25 protein-coding genes and 1 other annotated feature are annotated in these 26221 nt (G+C 26.8%); of the genes, 19 read left to right on the forward strand and 6 right to left on the reverse strand.

The features are described 5' to 3' along the window. Positions 1-61: 61 nt before the first annotated feature. Complete coding sequence (locus ACD762_RS00565) at positions 62-1561, reverse strand: helix-turn-helix domain-containing protein (RefSeq protein ID WP_423363874.1); 1500 nt, start codon at positions 1559-1561, stop codon at positions 62-64. Between the two features lie 184 nt (positions 1562-1745). Here ACD762_RS00565 and ACD762_RS00570 point away from each other — a divergent pair, with 184 nt between their 5' ends. From ACD762_RS00570 to ACD762_RS00630, 13 genes are all read left to right on the forward strand, one after another. After that, a complete protein-coding gene (locus ACD762_RS00570; protein WP_423363875.1) occupies positions 1746-5030 on the forward strand; it encodes an MSCRAMM family protein in 3285 nt (1094 codons plus the stop codon). Positions 5031-5170: 140 nt separating this feature from the next. Then, the gene (locus ACD762_RS00575; protein ID WP_423363876.1) at positions 5171-5311 is read left to right on the forward strand and encodes a hypothetical protein; all 141 of its coding nucleotides are present in this window, start codon (positions 5171-5173) and stop codon (positions 5309-5311) included. Positions 5312-5423: 112 nt separating this feature from the next. Then, entirely contained in the window at positions 5424-6758 is a 1335-nt protein-coding gene (mnmE, locus tag ACD762_RS00580; protein ID WP_423363877.1) for a tRNA uridine-5-carboxymethylaminomethyl(34) synthesis GTPase MnmE, read from the forward strand. 1 nt (position 6759) lies between these two features. Beyond that, a complete protein-coding gene (locus tag ACD762_RS00585) occupies positions 6760-7053 on the forward strand; it encodes a DUF1294 domain-containing protein (protein WP_423363878.1) in 294 nt (97 codons plus the stop codon). Next, a complete protein-coding gene (locus ACD762_RS00590) occupies positions 7034-9076 on the forward strand; it encodes a membrane dipeptidase (RefSeq protein ID WP_423363879.1) in 2043 nt (680 codons plus the stop codon). Before ACD762_RS00585 ends, ACD762_RS00590 begins: the two co-directional genes overlap by 20 nt. Beyond that, positions 9069-9584 carry a VanZ family protein gene (locus ACD762_RS00595; RefSeq protein ID WP_423363880.1) on the forward strand — a complete coding sequence of 172 codons (516 nt, stop codon included), beginning with the start codon at positions 9069-9071 and terminating at the stop codon, positions 9582-9584. Before ACD762_RS00590 ends, ACD762_RS00595 begins: the two co-directional genes overlap by 8 nt. A 98-nt stretch (positions 9585-9682) precedes the next feature. Next, positions 9683-10078, forward strand: coding sequence for a pyridoxamine 5'-phosphate oxidase family protein (locus ACD762_RS00600; RefSeq protein WP_423363881.1), 396 nt, complete (start codon positions 9683-9685; stop codon positions 10076-10078). A 378-nt stretch (positions 10079-10456) separates the two neighbouring features. After that, a complete protein-coding gene (locus ACD762_RS00605; RefSeq protein ID WP_423363882.1) occupies positions 10457-11086 on the forward strand; it encodes a hypothetical protein in 630 nt (209 codons plus the stop codon). Positions 11087-11298: 212 nt separating this feature from the next. Further along, positions 11299-12066, forward strand: coding sequence for a sulfite exporter TauE/SafE family protein (locus ACD762_RS00610; RefSeq protein ID WP_423363883.1), 768 nt, complete (start codon positions 11299-11301; stop codon positions 12064-12066). Positions 12067-12298: 232 nt separating this feature from the next. Then, complete coding sequence (locus ACD762_RS00615) at positions 12299-12664, forward strand: VOC family protein (RefSeq protein ID WP_423363884.1); 366 nt, start codon at positions 12299-12301, stop codon at positions 12662-12664. A gap of 18 nt (positions 12665-12682) precedes the next feature. Next, entirely contained in the window at positions 12683-13804 is a 1122-nt protein-coding gene (locus tag ACD762_RS00620) for a PLP-dependent transferase (protein WP_423363885.1), read from the forward strand. Positions 13805-13920: 116 nt separating this feature from the next. Beyond that, complete coding sequence (locus tag ACD762_RS00625; protein WP_423363886.1) at positions 13921-14244, forward strand: PadR family transcriptional regulator; 324 nt, start codon at positions 13921-13923, stop codon at positions 14242-14244. Between the two features lie 2 nt (positions 14245-14246). Further along, complete coding sequence (locus tag ACD762_RS00630) at positions 14247-14603, forward strand: DUF1048 domain-containing protein (protein ID WP_423363887.1); 357 nt, start codon at positions 14247-14249, stop codon at positions 14601-14603. Between the two features lie 71 nt (positions 14604-14674). Here ACD762_RS00630 and ACD762_RS00635 read toward each other — a convergent pair whose 3' ends face one another. The 3 genes from ACD762_RS00635 to ACD762_RS00645 form a co-directional block, all read right to left on the reverse strand. Beyond that, positions 14675-14944, reverse strand: a complete 270-nt coding sequence (locus tag ACD762_RS00635; RefSeq protein ID WP_423363888.1) for a zinc ribbon domain-containing protein — start codon at positions 14942-14944, stop codon at positions 14675-14677. 220 nt (positions 14945-15164) lie between these two features. After that, positions 15165-16022 (reverse strand): homoserine O-succinyltransferase, encoded by an 858-nt coding sequence (locus tag ACD762_RS00640; protein ID WP_423363889.1) that lies wholly within the window; start codon positions 16020-16022, stop codon positions 15165-15167. 1 nt (position 16023) lies between these two features. Then, complete coding sequence (locus tag ACD762_RS00645; protein WP_423363890.1) at positions 16024-17307, reverse strand: O-acetylhomoserine aminocarboxypropyltransferase/cysteine synthase family protein; 1284 nt, start codon at positions 17305-17307, stop codon at positions 16024-16026. 91 nt (positions 17308-17398) lie between these two features. Further along, positions 17399-17665, reverse strand: a binding site (T-box leader). Positions 17666-18081: 416 nt separating this feature from the next. Between ACD762_RS00645 and ACD762_RS00650 the strand changes: the two genes are divergently transcribed. From ACD762_RS00650 to ACD762_RS00675, 6 genes are all read left to right on the forward strand, one after another. Continuing rightward, complete coding sequence (locus ACD762_RS00650; protein ID WP_423363891.1) at positions 18082-19077, forward strand: ABC transporter substrate-binding protein; 996 nt, start codon at positions 18082-18084, stop codon at positions 19075-19077. After that, positions 19070-20059: a FecCD family ABC transporter permease gene (locus ACD762_RS00655; protein WP_423363892.1), complete on the forward strand. Its 990-nt coding sequence runs from the start codon at positions 19070-19072 to the stop codon at positions 20057-20059. Before ACD762_RS00650 ends, ACD762_RS00655 begins: the two co-directional genes overlap by 8 nt. Beyond that, entirely contained in the window at positions 20052-20813 is a 762-nt protein-coding gene (locus ACD762_RS00660) for an ABC transporter ATP-binding protein (protein ID WP_423363893.1), read from the forward strand. The genes ACD762_RS00655 and ACD762_RS00660 overlap by 8 nt, the downstream gene beginning before the upstream one ends. 12 nt (positions 20814-20825) lie before the next feature. Next, entirely contained in the window at positions 20826-21344 is a 519-nt protein-coding gene (locus ACD762_RS00665; protein ID WP_423363894.1) for a flavodoxin family protein, read from the forward strand. 2 nt (positions 21345-21346) lie between these two features. Further along, positions 21347-22648, forward strand: a complete 1302-nt coding sequence (locus ACD762_RS00670) for a radical SAM protein (RefSeq protein WP_423363895.1) — start codon at positions 21347-21349, stop codon at positions 22646-22648. Between the two features lie 237 nt (positions 22649-22885). Beyond that, on the forward strand, positions 22886-24472 hold the full coding sequence (locus ACD762_RS00675) for a glycosyltransferase (RefSeq protein WP_423363896.1): 1587 nt from the start codon (positions 22886-22888) through the stop codon (positions 24470-24472). 132 nt (positions 24473-24604) lie between these two features. Here the strand turns inward: ACD762_RS00675 and ACD762_RS00680 are convergent, their stop codons facing one another. Continuing rightward, entirely contained in the window at positions 24605-24940 is a 336-nt protein-coding gene (locus ACD762_RS00680; protein WP_423363897.1) for a YolD-like family protein, read from the reverse strand. Further along, positions 24930-26210, reverse strand: a complete 1281-nt coding sequence (locus ACD762_RS00685; RefSeq protein WP_423363898.1) for a hypothetical protein — start codon at positions 26208-26210, stop codon at positions 24930-24932. The genes ACD762_RS00680 and ACD762_RS00685 overlap by 11 nt, the downstream gene beginning before the upstream one ends. Positions 26211-26221 lie beyond the last annotated feature (11 nt).

The raw sequence follows: 26221 nt of genomic DNA on the forward strand, positions 1-26221 counted from the left end.
CAAACTAAAAAAACAAAGGTTATAAGGGAAGCCTTTGTTTTTTTGTGTCTTAAGCTAATATTTATCTTAATAAACTTAATATTTTATTTTTTAAGATACTCCATTCATTTAAAGTAGGTAAATAAGATAGTTGTAAAATCTCAACATTCAATTTATCTTCATTACGATGTTTATAATTAGTAACAACTATATCAATGTTATTATCAGCAATAAATTTAGCCGTTAGCGCAGTGCTAAAAGCATATAGAGCATTGACATTAGAAACTAATAATTGTTGAGTAGCGTCTACTAAAATAGCCGAATAACCAGTCTCTGCTTCAAAAGAAAATAAAATATTAATGCTACCCTTAGATTGATTTTTTAAAATAGGAATACTTAACATAGTTAAAGTTAATGCAACATCATCAATATACTTATAAGCAAATATGTCAACAGGAGCTTCATGTAAAATAGAATACCATTTTTCATAGATGTCCTTATAGTTATCTTTAATATATTGTTTTAATGGTATAGATACCTTCAAAAAATTAAAAGAGACTTTACTTAATAAACTACTATTAATTAAATAAGCTTTAATAAGTTTAAATTCATTAGCATTAATACTTTTTAAATTAAAACTATTAAGCATAGCAGAATAAATATAAGAAGATACTTCAATACATTTTTCATCTTCAAAATCTTTTCGATACAATTCATTTTGATTAGCAGCAATATCATTATCTTCTACATAGACAACACAGTCTAAAGAAACAAGAAAAGCCCAAACAACCTCTTCTTCAGGTACAAATAAATCATCTAAACTAAAATCTAATCTTAACTGTTTTAAATTATGAAAATAGTTAGTACGATATACATCATATGAATCAAATGAAGTAATATATTTTAACACTTTTTTCTCAACATTCATAAAATGGTTATGAATTATTCTAATTCTAGAAATAACTGTATACAAATAAATCTTAGCATTATTTTGATGAAGTGATGTATATGCTAAACCATCTTTAGTACTATTATATGCCCTCTTATAAAGATCATCTATAGTTTCTGTAGAATAGTAATCCATAAAGGTTCTAAAAAAAGTAAATAAAAAAGTACGTATATCAGCTTCATTACCAACAAATTTTAAGCGTTGTTTAGAAATAGAAATATTATAAGTTTTTAAAGTCTTATTCATATGAGTAATCAATCTTAATAAAACTGATTCAGAAGTATATAATTTAGAAGCTAAGTCAATAATATCTAAATTATTTTCAATGAATATACCATTAATAATCTCATAAACTAAGGTTTTTTTTGCTAAAAGTGAAATATAATAATCAATTGTATTATTTGCAGGATATTCAATAATATAACCTTTTCTAAAATCCTGTTTAATAACAACTTCTTCAGGCAATAACAATCTTAAATTTTCAATATCTCTAATTAAAGTGGCCCGGTGTATCTGTAAAGATTTAGACATTTCATCAACGCTAACAATTTGTTTATTGCTCAAACATTTTAAAATCTCAAATTGTCTTTTAATCTTTTTATCTTTCTGTAATAGAATAAATAAATTATCCATTTTTAATTCTCCTCACTAGTTTTAAATATCTAATTATAGAATATCATAATTTCAATGTTGTAACAAGAATATAGAAACTTGCACATTCAAAGTGTATTTTAGAGTATGAAAGTTTACCATGTGTAGAGTATAATAACTTTGGCGAAAAATAATATAAATGAAGAATTAAAAAGGAGATGAAGTAATGAAAAAGAGAATAAAACAATTTATATTTGTATTTTTAAGTGCTTTTATGATACTATCCCAAGCAGGTAATATCTTAGCAATTAAGGATTTAGATACTAAAGATTTAACAAGTGATATTAAGCTAACAACAGATAAGTTAGAATACTCTGTTAGTGAAAACATCCAGTTGAAAGTTACTGGTATTAAACAAAATGTAGAAAATTTCAAGTTAAATCAAATCGATGGTATTACTATTGAAAGTAAAGATATAACTAAAACAAATGAAATTAACTTTACTTTAAGTAGTAATAAAAAAGGTAATTATCGACTTTCAGGTAGCTATAATGATAAAGCAATTGTTGCTAATGAGATAACAGTTAATTCAAATAAAGAAGATAAAGTCTCTGGAGATGATCCAGGAGTTACAATTAGTGCTTCTAATCCAATAGAATCAACTTCTCAAGTAGAGTTAAAAGTAACACTATCAGGTTCAGCTGGTAAATTAAATGAAGATGGTAAAATTACGGTAACGATACCTAAAAACATCGTAAGAGATCCAAGTGAAATAGCTAGTAAATTAGTTATAGGAGATCCATTTAAACTAGGAAATCCAGCCTATATAGATGATGGAAAAGGTAATTATGTTTTAAATATAGAGTATGATGCTAGTAAAATAGATCAATCTAATGCAGTAGGATATACTTTTGAAGTGAAATTTACTTCACCATATTTTGTCGATACAAGTGTAGTTGGTGATACGGTTGACTTCAATACTGATTTAATAGTAAATGATAATACTATAAGTAGTGATAAAGCTACTTCAGAAACTAAACCAAATCAACCATCAGTACAACCCCAATTTACAAAGTATAGTAGTTTGCCACATAAAGATGTTGATGGACAAGGTACTTACTTATTAGATACAGCACAAAATACTAAAGCAAATAAATTTATCATAATAGTTAATTATAATAGAAAGGCTTATGATGATGTTACAATAAATGATCAGTTACCAGCCGACACAACACTATATGATGCAGATCCATTATTCCAAGGTATTCCAGGAGATAGTACTCCAATACAACACTTAAATATTTATAAAGTAGTAGCTTGGAATGCAGATGGTTCACCGGCTCAATTTCAATATATTACATCTAACTTTGCAAGTGATATAACAACCACAACTAATTCATTATCTGTTCACTTAGGAAAGTTAACATCCGATGATGCTTATGTAATAACTTATGGATTAAATGTAGATCCTTTAATGACTCCAGAAAAATTTGGAGTTCGCTATAATGATGCACAAGAAATAGATTCAGGTAAACAAATTTCTGAAGTGAAAGTACCTGTAACTATTGATGAAGATCAATACCAAGCAATAAAATTAGGAAAAGAAGTAAGTCAAAAAACACTTGCAAGTAAATCTGGTGAAATACAGTATACATTAACACTTTCTAGTTCTAGTGGAACGATTCCACAAGGAACAGTAATAACAGACCCATTACCACAGTTTACAACATATAAAAGTACTATAAAATATGATCCAGCTTATATTTCAGCTGCAAACTATGATTCAAGTACTAATACAGTATCATATACATTACTAAAAGACATTAATGAAGGTGACTTAACAAAAATTACTTTTGCTGTAGATTATGATAATCCAAATGCATTACCTGATGATGAAATAGTAAACAAAGCTTATATGGAGTATGCAGGTACTAAGATATATAGTAGTGATGCAACAACTACATTAGCAGGAAGTGCAATACTTTATAAAAGTGATGCAGATACTAAAGATGCATTACAAGGAGCAGAATTCAAGATAATAGATTCAGCTGGAAAAACTGTAGTACAAGGTTTAGTATCGGATATAAATGGAATTATAAATTCAGGACTACTAAGTACAGGAAATTATTCATTTGTAGAAGTAAAAGCACCAATCGGTTATGTTTTAGATACAACACCAATTCCATTTACAGTAAAAGAAGGAATGGAAACACCAGTAAACTTATCAATGATAAATAAACTAGTATTAGGATCAGTACAGCTTACTAAAACAGATAAAGAAACAAATAAGGTATTACAAGGTGCTGTTTTTGAATTACAAGATAAAGATGGAAATGTGATAAAAAGCAATCTTACTACTGATGAAAATGGAAAAATAATTGTTAAAGATTTAAAATATGGTGAATATCAATTTGTAGAAGTAAAAGCACCAACAGGATATGTAGAAGATACAACACCAATTCCATTCACAATAAAAAAAGGTGATGAAACACTAGTTAAAGTTGGACTAACAAATCAAATAATAAAAGGTGATGTTCAATTAACAAAAGTAGATGAAAAGTCAAAAGCAGCCTTAAAAGGTGCCGTGTTTAATCTTTTAGATAAGGATGGAAAAATAATCCAAAAAGATTTAGTAACAGATGAAAATGGTATTATCTTAGTAAGTGATTTAGCATATGGTGATTACCAATTTGTAGAAACTCAAGCACCAACAGGATATGAACTAGATACAACACCACTACCATTCTCAATAAAAAACTTAGATGATGCTGCTGTAAAAGTAAGTATGAGTAATAAAGCTGTAAAAGGTGGCATTGTCTTAGAAAAAAGAGATGAAAAAACAAAAGAATTATTAGTTGGAGCAATCTTTGATTTACAAGATGAAAATCACAATGTCATTATTAAAAATATGAAAACAGATCAAAGTGGAAAAATTGCAGTTAATGATTTAAGTCCAGGTACATATTATTTTGTAGAAACAAAAGCACCAGAAGGATATATCCTTAATTCTAATCCAATAAAATTTGAAGTAGATGCAAAAGAAAGCAGTAATCAAACAATTCAAATAACAAATAAAGAAATAAACCATTCACTTAGAGTAGTAAAAAAAGATAAAAAAGATAAAACAAACCTAAGTGATGCACAGTTTAGCTTATTTGATGAAAATGGCAAAGTAATTAAAACTAAATTAACAACTAACCAAGATGGAGTATTTTTAATAAAAGATTTTAATATAGGTGAATATTATTTAGTAGAAACAAAAGCTCCAGAAGGTTATATATTAGATTCTAAAGAATATAAATTTAGTATAAAAGCAAATACAAAATTAATTACATTAGAAATATTTAATGTTCAAAAAACTGCACCAAATAAAGTAGATAAAACACCTCCAACATCAAGTGTTTATTTACCAAAAACAGGTGATAGCAGATTATTAGTTTTAGTAGCATTAGCAGTAATAGCATTATTATTGATGTTAATTAAATATCAAAGAAGACACGACAACTACTAATCATAAATAAAACAAAAGAACTAAGTAAATCATATCTTCAAATAATATGATTAACTTTGTTCTTTTTCCTTTAAAAAGATAACTATAATTAATATATAATGGTATAATACTATAGATATAAATATTATTCGGGGGGATATATGAGTATAATTTTTGATGTGCAAACACATGCATTGCATAAACATTTAAATATTGCATTAGTAATAGCTATAGCAATAACAACTATAGCATTAATATGTTGTAGTATTTACAATTATCATAAAGAAAAAAAGGTTAAATAACATCTGGTTACTAGCCTTTTTCTTTTAAATAGTGTTCATAAAATAATACATATGTATTATAAAACAAAAATTTGTTAAAATAAAAAGTATACAAAAGAAAAGAAGTGATAAAATGATAAACGATACAATAGTTGCCTTAGCAACTCCTAATATGAAAAGTGCTATTTCTATGCTTAGAGTAAGTGGAGATGAAGCCATAGAAATCGTCGATAATATATTTACAAAATCATTAAAAGAAGTAGAATCTCATACCATTCACTATGGATACATAAAAGATCATGGTGAAAAAATAGATGAAGTACTTGTTAGTGTTTTTAGAGCACCAAAAAGTTTTACAACTGAGGATGTAGTTGAAATATCAACTCATGGAGGTGTAGCAATTTCTAGAAAAGTATTAAATTTATTATTAAGTAAAGGTGCTCGTTTAGCTAATGCAGGCGAGTTTACACAAAGAGCTTATTTACATGGAAGAATTGATATGATCGAAGTAGAAGCCATCAATGATATGATAGATGCTAAAACAGAAAAAGCTGCAACACTTGCAATGTCAGGATTATCAAAACAAACAACTAATCTAATTCAACAATTTAAAGAAGAGCTCTTACAAATAATAGCTGTAATAGAAGTGAATATTGACTATCCTGAATATGATGATGTTAAAGAACTAAGTAATCAAGAAGTAAAAAATGCCCTGTTAAAATTCAAAAAAGATATAGAATATATAATAAAAAATTCTAAGACATCAAATATGATAAAAAATGGGATAAAAGTAGCAATTGTTGGGTTACCAAATGCTGGGAAAAGCTCCTTATTAAATGCTTTTTTAGAAACTGATAAAGCAATAGTTACTGATGTTGAAGGTACTACAAGAGATGTATTAGAAGCAGAATACTTACTTAATGGAATAAACTTAATCTTTTTAGATACAGCAGGTATAAGAGACACTACTGATATAGTAGAAAGTATAGGTATAAAAAAAGCAAAGACAACTATGGATAATGCTGATTTAATTTTATTAGTAGTAGATGCATCAAAACCAAAATTAGATTTATTTGAAGAAAAATTAATTAAAGATAAATCAGATAAAGTAATGATTGTATTAAATAAAACAGATATAGCTAATAATATTCAAATAGATGGAATAAAAATATCAGCTTTAAATCAAGATATTGAAAACCTTAAAACAAAAATGATAGAAAGATTAGATTTAGATATAGATATAACTTCAGAAAGTCTCTTTTTAGCAAATCAAAGACACTTAGCATTATTAAATAAAATAAATTCAAGCATTGATCAAGCACTAAGTTCAATAGAAATGCAAGTTCCCGCAGACTTAGTAGTTAGTGATATAGAAGAAGCCTATGAATATTTACAAGAACTATTAGGTTTACAATATAAAGAAAGCCTTCTAGATGAACTGTTTTCTAGATTTTGCTTAGGTAAGTAATATGAAAATATATTTCTTAATATATTTTCTAGTAATAAATATCATAACCTATATTTTATTTTATATCGATAAACAAAGAGCAATTAAACATAGATATCGAATAAGTGAGAAAACACTTTTACTCTGTATATTAGGGTTTGGTTTTATAGGTGGATACTTATCAATGAAACAAAATAGACATAAAACAAAAAAGCCACTATTTTATATAGCGTTAATAACAAGTGTTGTTATCTTTAGTGGATTAGTATATTTTAGTATAAGTCAGGGGGGATTTAATGTTAGTCTTAGGAAGTAAATCAAAAGCAAGATATCAACTATTAAGATTGTATAATGCTGAAATAACACAAATAAGTTGTGAAATTGATGAATCGTTTGATGAAAATGAATCAATAGAACAAAATATTATGAATGTCGCATACAAAAAAGCCCAAAAACTTTTTAATCAAGTTAGTAAGGAAGATATTTTAATATGTGCAGATACAATTTGTATCAATAATAAAAAAATATTAACTAAACCAAAAAACTTTGAAGAAGCTTTTTCTATAATCAAGTCATATTCAAATCAAATAGTAGAAGTAATCAGTGGTGTTTATATTCAAACGCCAATTGAACATCAAAATTTTTATGAGAAGTCATATATAAAATTCTCAACTATTTCTGATGAAAATATAATTAAGTATTTGTATGAGAATCCTGATTATATGAATGTTGCAGGTGCATTAAGTATTGAAACAATAAGCAAATATGTAAATATCTCAATACAAGGATCATATTCTAATATTGTAGGATTACCAATGGAAAGAATTTCAAAGATGTTATATGATCATAATCTATTAAATAATATAGATTATTCAACTAAAGAAATTGATAACATTAATATATATCGCTCAAGTGTAAGAGTATTACCAATAAAAAATGAAAAGATATACTTATTAAAAGGTTATACAACAGATTTAAAAGAAACTTTTTATACAACAATAGGTGGCGGATATCACATCTTTGAAGATAAAATAGAAAGTCTTAAAAAAGAAGCACAAGAAGAAGGTGGTTTAACACTATCAAATATTAATCCTATAATAAATGTTGCAGAGTACAATTCATTAAATAGATTTATTCCTTATAATAAATTAACACTACATTCTTACTATGAGGCAAAGATTGAAAATATAGGTAAACCATCATATGTTGAATATGAAAATGAATTATTAATAGGAATAGAAAGTTTCAGCATAAAAGAGGCTAAGAATATCTTTATAGAACAGTATATGTACTTTAAAAACAAGCCATATCCTGTTTCAATAATAAGTCAGTGTGATTTACAAGCTGTATTAAGTTTAGAAGAAAAAGATCAAAAAACTATTATTTATGATATGCATGCAGACTTAATTAGTCATTTTACAATGGTAGATGAAATAAGAAATGAAGAAAATATATTTGAAAACTATCATCTTAATAACTTTCAAAAAGGTAATGTAAAACTAAGTGTCTTTAATTTATGGATAGATCAAAAACCTGCACAGTCTAAAAAAAGAGTACTTGAAATGTTAAATGCTGGTGCAAAAGCACTAAAGCAAGCGCAAGAGCATGTAAATATAGTATATAGTTATACTGATATAACAAATGATAAAATAAATGCAGTAATAGGACTAGAAGGTTTAGACTATTTAGATAAAGCCTCTGAGTTTTATACTTTTTATCAGTATGGTGCTAGACTAGTTTCTTTAACCTGGAATTATGAAAATGCTTTTGCAAGTTCTAGTGCTTGTAAAGTAGATAGTGGACTTTCTAAAGAAGGTGTAAAATTAGTTCGCTTGTTAAATAAATTAAATGTAATAGTAGATATATCACATGCTAGTGATAAATCAGCACTAAAAATACTAGAATTAAGCAATAAACCAGTAGTAGCATCACATTCAAATGTAAGAAATATTGTTGATCATAAAAGAAATTTAACAGATGAACTTATCATTAAAATTGCAGAAAGTAATGGTGTAATAGGTATGAATGCTTTTGGTGTATTTGTAAGTGAAAATGAAGATAATCCAACTATAGATGAATTAATAAAACATATTAACTATATTAAAAACTTAGTAGGTATAGATTATATTGCCTTAGGTTTTGATCACATGGATTATTTAGATGAAATAGAAGATGTTGATGTTAATGCAACTAAATACTATATTGATGATTTACAAAATCAAAAAGATTCACAAAACTTAATTAATGCATTATATAAAGAAGGATATACAAAAGAAGAAATAGATAAAATAGCCTATCAAAATTTTGATAGAGTACTTAAAGAGGTCTTAAATGATTAGAATACCAAAAAAATTAATGTATGTAGTAGCTTTTATATATTTTTCACTATTAATATATCTAATGTTCTTTGCTTTTGATAGAGCACAATTACTAACAAAAGGTCAATTACACTATGACTTTAGTGTAAACTCAATACCATTGTATATGCCAAATTCTTTAAATTGGTATGATATAAAAGCTTGGGCTTTAGATGCAGGTAATCTTTTGTTGTTTATTCCAATAGGAATAATAATACCATCACTAAGAAAAACTAACTTCATCTCCTTTATATTATTCTTTTTAGTAATAATCACAGTAGCTGAAACAGTTCAAATGTTTACAAATCTAGGAGTCTTTGATATAAAAGATATCCTAGTTAATCTAATAGGAGCAACAATAGGTTATTGGTGCTATAAACTATCAACACATAATGACTACTATGACATAGTAAAAATAATCTGTATGTCATTTACATTAGCAATTCTAATAACTAGTATTGCAACCTATATAAATAATAATATACTCTAGGAGATTTAGATAAAAAGAATAAATAATAATGCACAATAATCAACATTAGTAGCTTCATTATATATAATTAAGTAAACAATAAAAAAGGAGCTACTAATATGGAACAAGTATTACATTTTTTACAAGACGCTGAATTTTTCTATGTTGCAACCAATGAAGATGGACAACCTAGAGTTAGACCATTTAACACTGTATGTGAGTATAATGGAAAAATTTATATTTCAACAAGTAAAGATAAAGAAGTATTTAATCAGTTAATTAATAATCCAAGAATTGAAATTAGTGCAGAGCTAGAAAGATCATTTCTAAGACTTTCAGCACTAGCAATTTTAGATAAAGATCCCAAAGCCAAGCAAAAGATGATAGATGATAATTATCGTTCATTATTGAAATTATATCCAAATGGTAATGAAAATGTCGTAGTATTTGCATTAAGTGATGTTAAGGGAAGTATTTATAATGAAGGAAATGAAGTAACAGAATTTAATTTTTAAATAATAAAAAGCTGTATTTATTGATTGTAAATCAATATTCTACAGCTTTTTTATGTAATAGTAAAACCACAGATTTGCATATAGCACTCAATTCTTTTACTAAGAGTTTAATCTACAAAAGATAAAATTAATTTAATTATTTAAATAAAAATAGTAATAAAGAATGCAATGAATGAAAGCTAGTTATCGATATACTGTTACTTGCTAAATATAAAATAAATATTAAAATAATATTTAATATTTATTGATAATATGGACAAGGTATTAAAAAAATCATAATAATTAAAGAGTTATATATTATATTTATTTAAATATATACTAGCATAAAAAGTTTGCTTATAGTATAATTATTATAATATATAGCAAGGAGAAATTAATATGTGGTCAAAAAGAAAAAAAAGAATATTTCTTGTGATAGTTTTATTACTTGTAGCAATTGCAAAAGTAAGTGATAATATAAATAGCTATGATAATACAACTTACATTGAAAACATTTATAGTGAAGAAGTTAATAATTTTTCTAATGGTTTGTTAGATGATCAAATATTAATGCATTATCGAACTAAGAATATTAATAGTGAATACAAAATAGAAATTACACAGTATAATCATTCAAAAATCATGAAGAAGTATGTCCTTGTTAATTATGATGAAACAAATAAGCAGGATGGCCAAATATTAATATCAATCCGACAATTAAAAAAAGATCATAAATATTATGATAAAGTTACATATCGTTTTATCCCTAATGATAAATATATTAATGATGATAATACTAAACCAAAATCATTACTTATTGAAAAAAAATACAATATTTATGATTCTAAATATCATGTACAAAACTATACTAGTTCTAAGCCAAAGGATAACAGTATAATTAAACTTAAAAAAGGTAATAATATCATTGATTATTCTACAGTTGATATTAATAATAAAGAAAATATCTTAAAAGCAAATAAGTACATTTATGGAGAAGAAACATTTGCTTTAGAATTAAATTTAAAGTAGTATTCTTATTAATATAAGATACTACTTTTTATAATAATGTATTAATATAGATATATATTATATAATTATAGTGAAATAAATAAAATTTGCTTTTACTCTTAACAATACATGAGAAATGTAAAGAAAAATTTAATTTATCAATAATGAAACTTATACTGTTAAAAAAATTATATAATGTATAATTATCGTATAAACACATAGGAGGTTTTATAATGACTATTGATTTTGATTGGAATACCTTAATTATTGTACTACCATTTATTTTTGCAGGAGGTTTTGTCGATTCAATTGCAGGTGGTGGTGGTGTATTATCCTGGATAGGTTTTTTAATAGCAGGAGTTCCAATGCACATATCTTATAGCACTAACAAAATACAAGCACTAGCAGGAACTTCAGTATCCTCTTACAATTATATTAAAGCGGGTCACTTTAATAAATGGTTTTTACCATTTGCAATAGTTGGAGCAATATTAGGATCATCAATTGGATCATATGTAGTAACAACTTTAGATGATGCGACACTAAAGATGATAATTACAGTTGTACTACCATTTATAGCACTAATGATGGCCTTTAGCCGTAAATCAGAAAAAGCTAAAAATAGAAAACTAAGCAAAGGACAAATATTTATTACATCAGGAATACTAGGTCTTGCAATAGGATTGTATGATGGTTTTATTGGACCAGGAGCAGGTACTTTCTTAATTGTTGGATTTTCAATGTTAGGACTTAGCTTATTAGAAGCAGGTGGAAATGCTAAAATAATTAACCTAATAACAAGTCTAAGTGCATCAATAATATTTATCACAGGGGGCTTTTTAGATCTAGGGTTAGTTATACCATGTATAATAGTTAATATTGTAGCTAATCACTTAGGATCAAAATTAGCAATTAGTGGAGGAGAGAAGATAATTAGACCAGTAATGCTATCAGTAATGGTTATGTTAGTTCTTAAACTAGCATCAGATGTCTTATTGTAATATTAAAATCATACTAACTACATTGACTGTAATGGTATGATTTTTTTATTTCTTAGATAAAAATTACAATAGTCAACTATTATAAAATTAAAAAAATATTAAAAATGCAAGTCATATATATAATTTATATTTAGAGATACTACATTTATACATTTATTAGCATATTAGTAAATAAATAATTTTAAAAGGTTTATAATTACATTAGAAATGAATCAAGAAAGGAATGAGAACAATGAAATTTTTATGGACAACAGTTTATGTAAAGGATATGGGAAAATCACTTTACTTTTACACTGACCTACTAGGACTTGAAATCAGTCATCGCTTGAGTATGCCAGATATGGATATAATATTTTTAGGTAAACAACAAGAAACACTTCTAGAATTAATAGAAGATAAAGCACTACTAGATGTAAATAATAGGGGTACATTCTCAGTAGGCTTTAAAAGTAATGATGCACCGGCTTTAATAGATAAATTAAGACTAGCTGGAGTAAGAATTATAGGTGGACCAATTAAACCAAATGAAATTACAAAATTTTGGTTTGTTGAAGATCCAGATGGTTTAAAAGTACAAATAGTAGAACAAGAGGATTAATTAGAAAGAGGGGGTAATATGAACTATAGTAAAGAAACACTCTTAATACATCCAGATCTATATGCAGGAAATGTTTGTGATTTAACAAATGATAAACTAGGTTGTATAGTCTCTAAGTTAGAAAAAGGTAAGGCAGGAGTATCACTAAACTCATTTCAAGGAGCTATAATTACCTGCATGTTATCATTAGTTAAAACTAAAGATCATATACTAGCAAGTAATGGACTACCTTCAAATGTCTTTGCAATACTTGAAAATGTCTTTCACAGTTTAGGAATAGAAACAACAGTGTTTGATAGTGAAGCAAGTCAAGAAGGTATTAAATCACAAATTAAAGAAAACACAAAATTAATATTGATTCCATCAATTAATCTTCCAAGTATGGAAGTGAGTGATATGAACATGTTTTCTGATATTTGTAAAGAAGCTTCAATACCATTAATAATTGATAATACTTTAGCATCTCCTTATATCATAAAACCTATAGAACACGGTGCTAATATTGTAATTCAAAATACAAACCCATATATTGCTGCAAATAAAGAATTATCAGCGGGAATAATAGTGGATGCTTGTAATTTCGATTGGGCAGCAACTAATAAATTTGAAACTATTACACACACAGATCCTAATATAGATGAAATAAACTTTTATGAAGTTTATAAAGAAAAAGCCTTTATTGCTAAAGCAATATTTTTAGCAAATAAAAGACTTGGTTATAATTTAAGAGATGAAGTAAAAAACAAAATATTATTAAGAATAGAAACTTTAGAAATCAGAATGAAAAAAATATGTTCATCATCATTAGAGCTAGCAACCTATTTAAGTTTTCATCCAAAAGTAGATAAAGTATGTTATCCACTTTTACCAAATCAAAAACACAATGCTAGAAATCTTAAATATTTAAACAATGGTGGAGCTGGGTATATAACATTACTGTTAAAAGGAAAAGAATCTAACCATCAACAACTAATAGATTCATTAGACTTTATAAAAGTTTCAACAACTACAGGTAACTTGGAAACAGTTATACCACCAGTAAACAAAGGCCAAAGAATGATCCCAATTTCATTAGGCTTAGAAAACATTCAAGATATAAAAAATGTCTTTGAACTAGCTTTAGATAAAATAACTGAATAAAATATTTAAACACCAGAAATGGTGTTTTTTTCTACCTAATATAACTTAGTAGTTGACATGCCATCTAATAAGTTATACAATGTAGTGGTACTAAGTTAAACAAGGTAGGTGGAATAATGGAAAAGATAACAGAAATGCTTAAAGGTATTTTAGAAGGATTAGTATTAGAAATAATAAGTCAAGAAGAAACCTATGGGTATGAAATAACAAAAAAATTAAATAATTATGGCTTTAATGATATTGTTGAAGGAACAGTCTATACCGTTTTATTACGATTAGAAAAAAACCAACTAGTTAATATAGAAAAAAAACAATCAGATAAAGGACCAAGTAGAAAATTTTACACACTAAACAAAAGTGGCTATCAAGAGTTAGAATTATTTTGGCAAAAGTGGAATTTTATAACAGAAAAAATTAATATAATCAAAAATGAGGTGTAGTTATGAAAAAGATAAAAGAATTAATCGAAGCAACTAAGAGAATGAAACACGACAAAAAAGAATATAAGAAATATGTAGCTAGAGTGGAAAAATTGCCTAAAGACTATCATTTTGTTTATAAGCAAATTGAAAAGTATTTATGGGAATTTAGTGATTTTACGGGAGAAAATACCCTAAACTCACTTAATGATCTTTTAAATATGTTTGAAGAAGGTGTTTTAGATAATAGAGATGTATATGATATTACTGGAGAAGATGTTGCTGAATTTGCAGAAAATATAGTAAAAGCAACTTCAAATTCTTGGATTGAAAAAAGAAAAGAAAAACTAAATAAAAATATTCAAAAACATCGTAAATAGTAAATGAAAATTTATACTAAAAAAGCTATAAAATTAATTTTTATAGCTTTTTGTATATAATAATATTTAGTTTAAGCCCAACGAGTTAATTCGGGCAACATAACTTTCAAAGCATTAATTGCATCCTGAATTGGTATGTGCGTATATTTAGATACTTTTGGTGCAGCCATTGTAATCATTTCATCTAAAGTTATATCTTGATGAATGAAATATCCCTCGTGATAACAATCGCAACAATAATCCTCATTAATACTACCATCAATCTCTGTAGCATTTTTAGTATTGTCAAAATATAATGGCAAGCCACAAGATTGACAGTATCTAACATTTCTTATTCCCATATTAATAAACATCTCCATAATAAATTTCTGTTAAATATAAGTTAATATATTAACAATCCTTTAATATAATAACTCATTTCAAAGTTTAATTCAAATTAAATACTTCACATATACAAGAATATTGACATAAATAAAACAAAGAAAAAAAGGCATTAAAAAGCAGTGTTTTCTCAAACACTGCTTTACTATAAAACATTTTACTTTGGAAAGTAGAAGTTAATTATGCTGATAAAGTAATTTTATTATCAGTGACTACATAATATTTAAGCCAGTTTTTAAAGAAAACTAAAGCATTATCAGACCAACTATCAATGATATTTCTTGTACTGATTATATTATTTTGATAATAATTACACGGTATAGCTGGTTTTTCACCACGTGCAATTGCATTATTATATTCTATTTCTAAAGTATTATAATCATATTCCATATGACCACTTACAAACACTTGATTATGTTTCTTACTTTCACAAATATGGATATTAGCATCTTTTGAACTAGATAAAATAGTAAGATTTTTATTCTCAATAATTTGCTTTTGATTACTTTGAGAATATCGAGAATGTGGAACAAATAGTTCAGTTTTAAGATTAGATAATAAAGGATGATTTATACATTGATGTTTAAAAACGCCATGAAGCTTAGTATCAAAAGTTTCTTTTTCGATATTATAAAAATGTTTAAGAGCAATTTGACTACCCCAACATATAAACATAGAAGAGGTAACATTTGTTTTAGACCAGTCTAATATTTTTATAAGTTGATCATAATATTCAACATCTTCAAATTCAATTTGTTCAACAGGAGCACCAGTAATAATTAAACCATCATACTTATTTTGTTTAATTTTAGAGAAAAAAGTGTAGTTGTTCTTAATATATTCATTAGAGGTATTTTTAAAAACTTTGTTCTCTATTGCAAGCCATGTAATATCAAGCTTATTCTTTTTAGGTTGAAGAACTTTAATAAATTGTTTTTCAGTTGTTATTTTATCTGGCATTAAATTAAGAATTAAGATTTTTTTCTTAGTAGTAAACTTAGATTCACAAATTAATGACTTACTTTCCAAAGTATTCATGTTAAATCAAATCCAATGCTTGAGCTAAATCTGCAATTAAATCATCAGCATTTTCAATTCCAACAGAAAGTCTAATTAGAGTTTGAGATATACCAGCTTCTTTTAGTTGTTGATCATCTAATTGTCTATGAGTAGTACTAGCAGGGTGAGTTATGATAGTTCTAACATCTCCAACATTTACAGCGTGAATTGCAATTTTAGTGTTTTCAATAACTGTTTTTCCATCTTCAACACTACCTTTTACTCCAAATGATAATATTCCACTAGCTTTATCTCCAAAGTATTTTTTAGCTTTATCATAGTTAACACTACTTTCTAAAAGCGGATAACTTACCCATTCAACTTTAGGATGTGCTTCTAAAAATTTAGCAACCTTTAAAGCATTTTCACTAGATTTGTTGATTCTTAAAGCAAGTGTTTGAATTCCTTGTAAGATTAAGAAAGAATTAAATGGACTTATTGCAACTCCAATATCTCTTAAACCAAGAGTTCTAGCACGTGCAATAAATGCAGCATTTTTAAATACATCTGTAAATACTAACCCATGGTATCCTTCATTAGGTTTAGTAAAATCACTGTATTTATCTGATTTAGTCCAATCAAAGTTACCACCATCAACTACAATTCCAGCAAGTGCATTACCATGTCCACCTAAATATTTAGTAGCAGAATGAACAACAATATTTGCTCCATGTTCTAATGGTCTAAACAGAATTGGTGTTGCAAAAGTATTATCTACGATAAAGACAATATCATTATCTTTTGTAAACTTAGCAAATTTATCAAAGTCTAAAACATCTGCTAAAGGATTACCAATTGTTTCACCAATAAAAATCTTAGTATTAGGTTTTACATAAGAATTTAATTCTTCAATAGGTAAGTCTTGATCAATGAAAGTTGTTTCAATACCTAAATTTTTAAAAGTATATCCTAGTAATGAAGTTGAACCTCCATATATTTTCTTAGAAGCTAAGATATGATCACCTGCCTTAGCAATAGTTAACACCGCTAAAGTTAATGCGCTTTGTCCAGAAGAGACAGCTAAACCACCAACTCCACCTTCTAATTCAGCAACTAAATTACCTAAGGCATCGTTTGTAGGGTTTGTAAGTCTTGAATAAATATTACCTGATGCTTGTAAATCAAATAAATCAGCACCGTGTTGTGCATCATCAAATCTAAATGCTGTACTTGGGTGAATACCACGAACTATTGAATTTTGATCGTCTCCTTCAAACCCTTGATATACTACTACTGTTTCTAAATTTTGTTTTTTTGTACTCATGATTGAATCCTCCATATAATGTATTTTTTGTAATTATATTGAGCACGCTCTATTTTCAAGTAATAAAAAAGAGACATTACCCTTACAATTAAATAAGGGCGAATGTCTCGCGTTACCACCTTAGCTTTAAAAACACCTCACGATGTTTTTCTTATCAAGTACTCTGTATGTCTACAGGTAATACTCTAGCACTATAACGGGTGCTCCCGTGATAGCCTAGTTTACATAACACTTAGTTATCATAACTCGGTATCCAGCTCCAAGGCCATTTTCATTTTAGGTTAATTTAATCACTTTCAGCATCCATGATCTCTCTGTGTAATTAGACTAAAACTACTTTCCTTTTCATTGCGTTTCAATATGACACTAATTATATGCCTGTGTATGTTAACTGTCAATACTTTTACAATCAAAAATTAATCATAAAGTAAATTTTAACATTTAATTGCTATGTGTATCGACTTAAAGTAACATGAGAAAAAAATTTTTTAACTTTTTTTATATTTATTTAACACACCAAATTATAATAATTATAAATACAATTGAGTGTATTTCTTATTTATAATGAATATTAATAAGAAATAATCGTACACAAAAAACTTATATGAGTGTTTTGTTTATAAACATTGTTTAAAACTGTTATAAATAAGAAGTGATGCTAATTTGACACTTTATATTCAAAATTATATACTACTTTTAGTTAACTAATTATAATTATTATAAATGCAAATAATGTACATTCAAATATAAATATATAAGGTGGAAAAAATAAAAATGAAAAAAATATTTAAATTACTGTGCTTAGGTTTTTTAACAATATCAGTTGTAGCATGTTCTTCAAATAAGAGTATCGAGATTCCAGATAGTGTATTAGACTTTGATTTAACAAAAATGAGTACAGAAGATCAAGAAAAACATGATAATCTTGTAGAAGTATTCAAGTCTTTAAACAATGAATCTACTTTGGCTTTTGGTACTACAACTACAGCTAATATTTTTAATCAATTAGGATTAAATGTTGCTGCTGCTCCAGAATCTGTTAGTCTTGATAAAGATTTAACAGAAAAACAAGTAGCTATTACTGAATATGAAAAAGGTGATGGAAATGTTGTTAATTTAGGTAGTGCTTTAACATTAAATCTTGAAGCAATTGTAAAAATGAATCCTGATTACTTTGTTTATTCAGATGCAATGATGTCAACAGCAACTAATTATTCAACATTAGAAGAAAATGGTATTAAATTAGTAGCATTACCTCAAAGTAACTATCAAGATATGTTCATTGTTATTGATGCAATGAAAGCAGCTGGTATTTCAAATGAGAAACTAGATGAAAAAGTAACAGAATTTTCTACTGATTTAGAAAAAATATCAACTATTGTTAAAGATAAAGAAGCTAAATCGGTAGCCTTAATACAAGTAGCAGGTGGACAAAATATGAGTATTGGAAACGATGCTATGCTTGGTAAAGTTGCTAAATCATTAGGAATTAAAAATATCTTTGAAACTTCAGCAACAAGTGCTTTAAACTCAGAAAAATTATTAAGTGAAAATCCAGATTTAATATTCCATTATACACACTCAATGCAAATGGGAACAACAACTACTGGATTTGAAGATACAATTCAAGGTAAGAAATTCCAAACTTTAGATGCAGTAAAAAATAAAAAAGTAGTAGCTATGGGAAATGATAGTTATGCATTCTCTCCTAGTGTTGATTTAAATATAACAAAAATGATGTTGCAATTGGTAGAAAACGCATATGAATAAAAAGAATGTCTTTATTGTTGTAGCTTTATTCTTTATCATTAGTTTTTTCTTTAATCTTAGTTTTGGTGGATCAGGTATCAACATAAAAGACATTCTTACTTACGTATTTAATAGAGATCAAATAAATGATTTAGATCGCTTTGAAACAATTTTATTTGATATTAGACTTCCAAGAACAGTAGTAGCAATGATGGCTGGTGCTTGCTTATCTGCAAGTGGGGTGTTAATTCAAGCTGTAATGAAAAATCCGCTAGCTGATAGTGGAATACTTGGAATACAATCAGGGGCTACTCTAGTAGCCTTACTGATTATGTTAGTCTATCCTGCATTAGCACCAATTATGCCAATAGCTGCCTTTCTTGGAGGGTTTGCAGTCTATTTACTACTAATGTCAACTGCTTTTAAAAGTGGTTTTAGTCCTATAAAACTTGTTTTAACAGGAGTTGCAATTAATGCATTAATAGGTGCAGTAATAGGAATGGTTACAATTTATAATAGTGAAAAAATACAAAATGCTTTAGCATGGCTTAATGGTTCATTTGCAAGTGTAGACACTAGTGATATGTATTTAATGATAATTTATGGTAGTTTAGCTTTAATTGCAAGTCTACTATTAATTAAAAAGTGCAACTTATTACTATTAGATGATGCAACTATAATAACAATCGGAGAAAATTTAATGCAGACTAGATTTATAGTTGCAAGCCTATCAGTATTGCTTGCAAGTATTTCAGTTAGTATAGTTGGTATTATTGGTTTTATTGGTTTAGTAGTTCCACATATAGGTAGAATGATAGTTGGATCTAGACATGAGTATCTATTACCATTTTCAATTACAATAGGAGCTTCACTAACAATGTTTGCAGATGGCTTTCAAAAATGGTTTTTTAATCCAGTTGAAATTCCAGCAGGAACAATAATCTCATTTATTGGAGCAAGTTTCTTCTTCTACTTATTAATAAGGGAGCAAAAGTATGATTAAAATTGAAAACTTAACAATTAGATTTGGTAACAAAGTAGCAGTAGATAATTTATCTATAGAATTAACTAAAGGTAAATTTACGGCAATAGTAGGACCTAATGGTTGTGGAAAGTCGACAACCATTAAAGCTGTTGCAGGATTAGTAAAACCTGAACAAGGAAATATCTTTATTGATTCTAAGACAAAAGATAGCTATAATCGTAAAGATTTAGCGCAAAAAATGGCCTTCTTAATGCAGTTTAAAGATATTAGTAATGATTTTACTGTTAAACAAATAGTTACATATGGAAGGCAACCATATGTTAAAAGATTTAAATCAATGGATTCATATGATTATGAAGTAATTGAAAAAGTATTAGTACAAGCAAACATTAAACACTTAGAAAATAATAAAGTTTCTAAACTATCTGGTGGAGAAAGACAAAGAGTATACTTAGCTTTAGCACTAGCACAAGAACCAGAAATATTAATTTTAGATGAACCAACAAATCATTTAGATTTAAAATACCAGTATGAGATATTAAAAATGATACGTAATCTAAATCAAAGTCAAAATATCACAGTAGTATGTGTACTACATGATTTAACACATGCAATCAGGTTTGCAGATGAGATTATAGTAATGAAAAATGGAAAGCTAGTTAAAACAGAATGTTCAAACAGCTGTTTAAATGAAGGCTTAATTAAAGATGTATACGATGTAGATTGTAATATCTTTTCAAAAAATGGACAACAATATATAGAAGTCGTGTAGGAGGACAAACAAATGAAAACACTTATCGCATATTCGTCAAAGACAGGATCAACAAAGAAAATAGCTGAAAAATTAAAAGAATACGCAAATGAAGCAATTATGTATGACATAAATCAAAAAGATGATATTACTTTAGCTGATTTTGAACATATATATGTATTAGGATGGATAGACAAAGGAACATATAATAAAGAAGCTTTAGACTTTGCTAATAGTATAAGCAATAAAAAAGTATCATTTATATTTACTTTAGGAGCTTATCCAAACAGTATGCATGCTTATGATTGCATAGAAAACATTAAAAAAGTACTAGTCGAAAACAATAATGAAGTAATTTCATTCTGGCATTGTCAAGGACCAATTGACCCAAAATTAATTGAATGGATGAAAAATTTAGATCCAAGTCATGGACATGCTGTTGATAAATCAAGAGAGCTTAGATGGGCAGATGCAGCCAATCATCCTAACCAAGAAGATTATAATTCATTATTTGGATTTTATAGCTTAACAAATAAAAAGTTAGAGAACTAATTATGGATATATCTAGAAGATTTAAATCACATCATGATGCCTTAGCAACCTATTCAGAATATTCAGTATCTAAAAGAATGCAAAAAGATGAATTGTTTGCTGAACTTAAAACAAAAGAATTAGATTATTCAAGATCACATGCAATGTATATACATACACCATACTGTGATAAAATTTGTTCATTTTGTAATTTGAATAGATCAGTAAAAGATGATAATGTATTAAACTATCATTTAAAAGTAATAGAACAACTAAAAGAATATGCATCCTTAGATAATGTTACAAAGTTAAGTATTGGAAGCATTTACTTTGGTGGAGGAACACCAACAGTACTTGAAGGAGAACAAATTAGAGCAATCGTAAAAACAATAAAAGAATTATTTAATGTTGAAACAGATTGTGAAATATCAGTAGAATCTACATTACATAACCTAGATTTAAATAAGCTTGCAATTATGCAAGAAGGTGGAATAAATAGATTAAGTATTGGTATACAAACATTTGATTCTCAAGGACGTAAATATTTCAATAGAACATTTAATAAGAATGAAGTAGTTAATAAATTAAAAGAAATAAGAAACAACTTCAAAGGAATAGTAACAATAGACAAAATATATAATTATCATTTAGAAACAAAAGAAATGCTAGAAGAAGATGTAAAACTAATACAAGAAACAGATGTAGATAGTATTTCATTTTACTCACTAATGATACATAAAGGTTCATCTCTTTCACATAATCCAAACTATAAAACACTTGATGATACAAATGATTTAGAATTCCATAACTATTTTGTAGAAAAAATGATGGAAACAAATAATTATGATATATTAGAATTAACAAAACTTGTTAAAAAAAATAGAGATAAATATCGTTATATTACAATAAGAAATAATGGTGGTTATACTATACCAGTTGGACAAGGTTCAGGTGGTAATATCGCAAACTATAAAATGATGAATATGAACTTTGATATGATGATGATTATTAAAGAAGAAAATGAACAAATGCAAAAAGCAGATTTATTATATGGAATGATGCAGTTTAATAAATTTAATTTAGATAATATCAGTCAACATTTACATATAGGCGAAATACATTTTCTAAAATCAAAATTACAACAACTTGTTTTAGATGGTTATTTAACTAAAGAAGATAATAACTATATTCATACACAAAAAGGCTTATTTTATGGAAATAATGTTTGTGCAGAAATAGTAAAACAATACTTAGATGCATTCAATACATTAAAGACAAAACAAGCAATTCAAGCTCACGGACATCCAGCTCACATTGCAAGATAATATATTAAGGGTAACAATTGTTACCCTTTTTTATATTATTTTATTAATTTAAGAAAAAGCCAACTAATCATACTATTAGCAAAAAAAGACTGATTTAAGCTAATAAAAAGCACTAATAGTAAATATATACCCTATTTCATTAGTTACATTGTAAGTAAACAATCAATTATTATTAACATTAAGTGTAAATATGTTAATATTGTGTTATAATAAGTCTTATAAAGAGAGGGGTATAATATGAATAAGGTAATGGTGGTACATGGATACGTTCTTTCAGGAACTGGAAGTAATTTATATGTAAGAAATGTAGTCAAAAAAATGTGTGAAGTCGGACAAGATGTAGTACTAGTCTGCCAAGAATTCACTCCAGAAGATTATGATTTTATTAATAGATGTTTTAGACAAGATGGGGCTAGTTTTAACTTAGAATTTGATAGAGATAGTAAATATCCTGGTAAGTGTGATATTTATATTCCAGATACTAAAAATGAACTACTTGTATATGTATATGATAAATACAAGCATTTAGATGTCAAAGAAATGCATACCGTAAGTGATCAAGATATAGATAACTACATAAATATGAATGCATCATGTATTAAGTATATTATGGAAAATGAAAAAATTGATAAGGCATATTCTAATCATTTAGTCTTACAACCACAATATGTTTCAAAAGGAATAAAAGATGCTAAAAGTGATACAAAACATATAATCATTGGACATGGTAGTGACTTGAACTATGCTATTTCAAACTCAAAATATCTTGAAAAACTATCAATAGAAACATTAAAAAGTTGTAATCAGTTAGTTGCAGTATCACAACACTCAAAAGAAACAATGCAAGAGTTTTATAAAGATCTTGATTTAAGTGATTGTAAAGTAATACCAGCAGGATTAGATGAACAATTATATTTTGATATGGATGAAAAATCAGAAAAAGAAATGTTATCTGAATATATAAAAACACATGATCAAAATCATGGTTTTAATGATAAAGTTGCCCTTAAAATAAAGGAAATGGTAAAAAATAACGATTTTAATTTTAATGATGTTGATGATATGTATGAAGCTAAAGATATCGAACATAACATTAAAGATAAGTTATTTGATACTTTATACAATAAAGATTTAAAGAAAGTTATTTATTTAGGCAAATATTTAGAACAAAAAGGAATTATACCTTTAATACTAGGATTACCATTATTATATGCTAATAATCCTAATACAAATGTTATTTTAGTAGGATTTGGAGCTCTAAGATCTAAAATTGAATATATAATAAACTTGATAGAACAAGATAAATTAGAAGTGTTATTTAATAATTATGAAAAATTAAATGTCACATTACAAGAAGATATCAATATACTTAATCAATTAAAAGAAAATCTTAAAGATGCAAACTACAAAGAAAAATACTATTCAAAAATATCAAAATTAAGAGAAGCAACATTATTCACAGGTTATTTTGATCAAAAATATGCTATAAGAATATTATGTCATGGAAAAATAAGTATTTTCCCTAGTATATACACTGAAGCTTTTGGAATGGTAATAATTGAGGCAATGGCAGCTAAAGTTACCCCACTAGTAACAAAGCATTCAGGTTTTAAAGAAACATTAGAAACAGCTGCTAATGAAATAACTGACTTAGATATTAATGAATTATCAGTAGAGCTTGATAAAGATATGTTAGACAATATAGTTGCAAAGGCTACTACTTTATTAAATGCAGATAATACACATATAAATGATGAAATGAGCGAATTTGCTTTGAAGAATTATGGTTGGAAAGAAATAGCTAAAGATTTATTGAATTTATAATAATTAATAATCTATCTAAACTAAAAGATACTAAAATAGAGCTAAAGAAAAGGCTAGTATAATTAAAATTATACTAGCCTTTTTTTAGATGTTACTAAATAATTTAAAGTACTATTACAAGTTTTTAAGGAGCTAAACTTTACTTACACTACTAATAGAGTCTAAAGGAATAATAATATCATTAATGAACAAGGTTGAATTCAAAGTATCAACTTTAGAAATATAACCTTTAATTAATTTAAACTCATTATTTTCTAAGTAATCTATTGATACCTCTAGTTTTAATTCTAAGGCTTCTAAGACAATATAATTAATTTCATCTAAATGTTCATCAAATAGATTGATAGACTTTTGTACAATTTCTATTGCTGTGTCTTTTTGTTCATCTCCACTAACAACAGCTGCAAAAGCATGCCATTTTTCAATACCTCTTGGACTAAACTTATAATCTTGATTTCTATTCTGCATTATGGCCACCAATTAAAGATGTACGCTCTATAAAACTAGAGTCTTCAGTTAATAAACTTGCTTTAATAATAGTATTTTTACCAAATTTATTATTGATAACATCATATGCAAGATCAAGTTCAGCATTATCAATATCTTTACCTTCAGAAAATAAATTTAATTGAACTCCTGAAAATTCTTGAATATTAGAACAAGATAAAGATATTTTTCTAATATTGACATTAAGTACATGATTATCATAAATAGCTAAAACAGCATCTTTTAAAACACGGTAATCATTGGTGTAGATTGAAAGTTTTCTTTGCATTGAAAAAGATGGTTGGTTTTCAGTATAAGCATATCTTACAGCAATATGAATCAAGTTACTAGCCATTTTATCATGTCTCATTCTTGTGGTGACTTGAACTAATAAATCAAGCATAGATTGTCGTGTTTCTGCTTTAGATGTATCTTTAAATAATGTTTGTCCAACACTATAACCTTTTCTAGTACTTAATTTTTGTTGATGTTGAACTTTAGAAATATCAATACCATTAGCATGTAAAAACAACTCTTCACCCATAATGCCTAAATGCTTAACTAGCTTATATATATCAGCGTGAGCTAATTCATTCATAGAAGATATACCTAAGTCATTTAAACGTTTACTTAAACCTCTTCCAATGCCCCAAACATCAGTTAAATTTTTAATAGGCCATAACTTAGTTTCTAAATCATCATAAGACCAGCAAGCTATGAAATCTTTATTATGCTTAGCTTCAATATCTAAAGCTAGTTTTGCAAGTAACATGTTATGACCAACACCAGCAGCAGCATATAAGCCAAATTCATTTCTAAGATTTTGTAACAACATTAATGCTATTTCATAAGTTGATTTATTATAAAGTTTTCGATAACTAGTAACATCTATAAACACTTCATCGATTGAGTATACTAGAATATCATCACTACTAAAATAACGTAAATACATCTTTAAGATATTATTACTACAATCAACATATTTACGCATATTAGGTTTAATAATATCAATCTCTTTACGATATTTTTTAGGTAGTTCAAAAATTCTTAATCTACCTGGAATACCTAAAGCTTTTAAAGCTGGAGATACAGCTAAAATAATACTACCTTTTCCCCTTGATGAATCAGCAACAACCATTTTCTTTTTAAAAGGATCCCAACCTCTATCAACACATTCTACTGAAGCAAAAAAACACTTTAAATCAATACATATTATATGATCATATAACTTCAATTTTTCTAGTTGTTCCATGAAATCACCTC

The organism is Mycoplasma sp. P36-A1 (assembly GCF_049478495.1).
In the GTDB taxonomy this organism is placed as follows: Bacteria; Bacillota_I; Bacilli_A; order JAJDGJ01; family JAJDGJ01; genus P36-A1.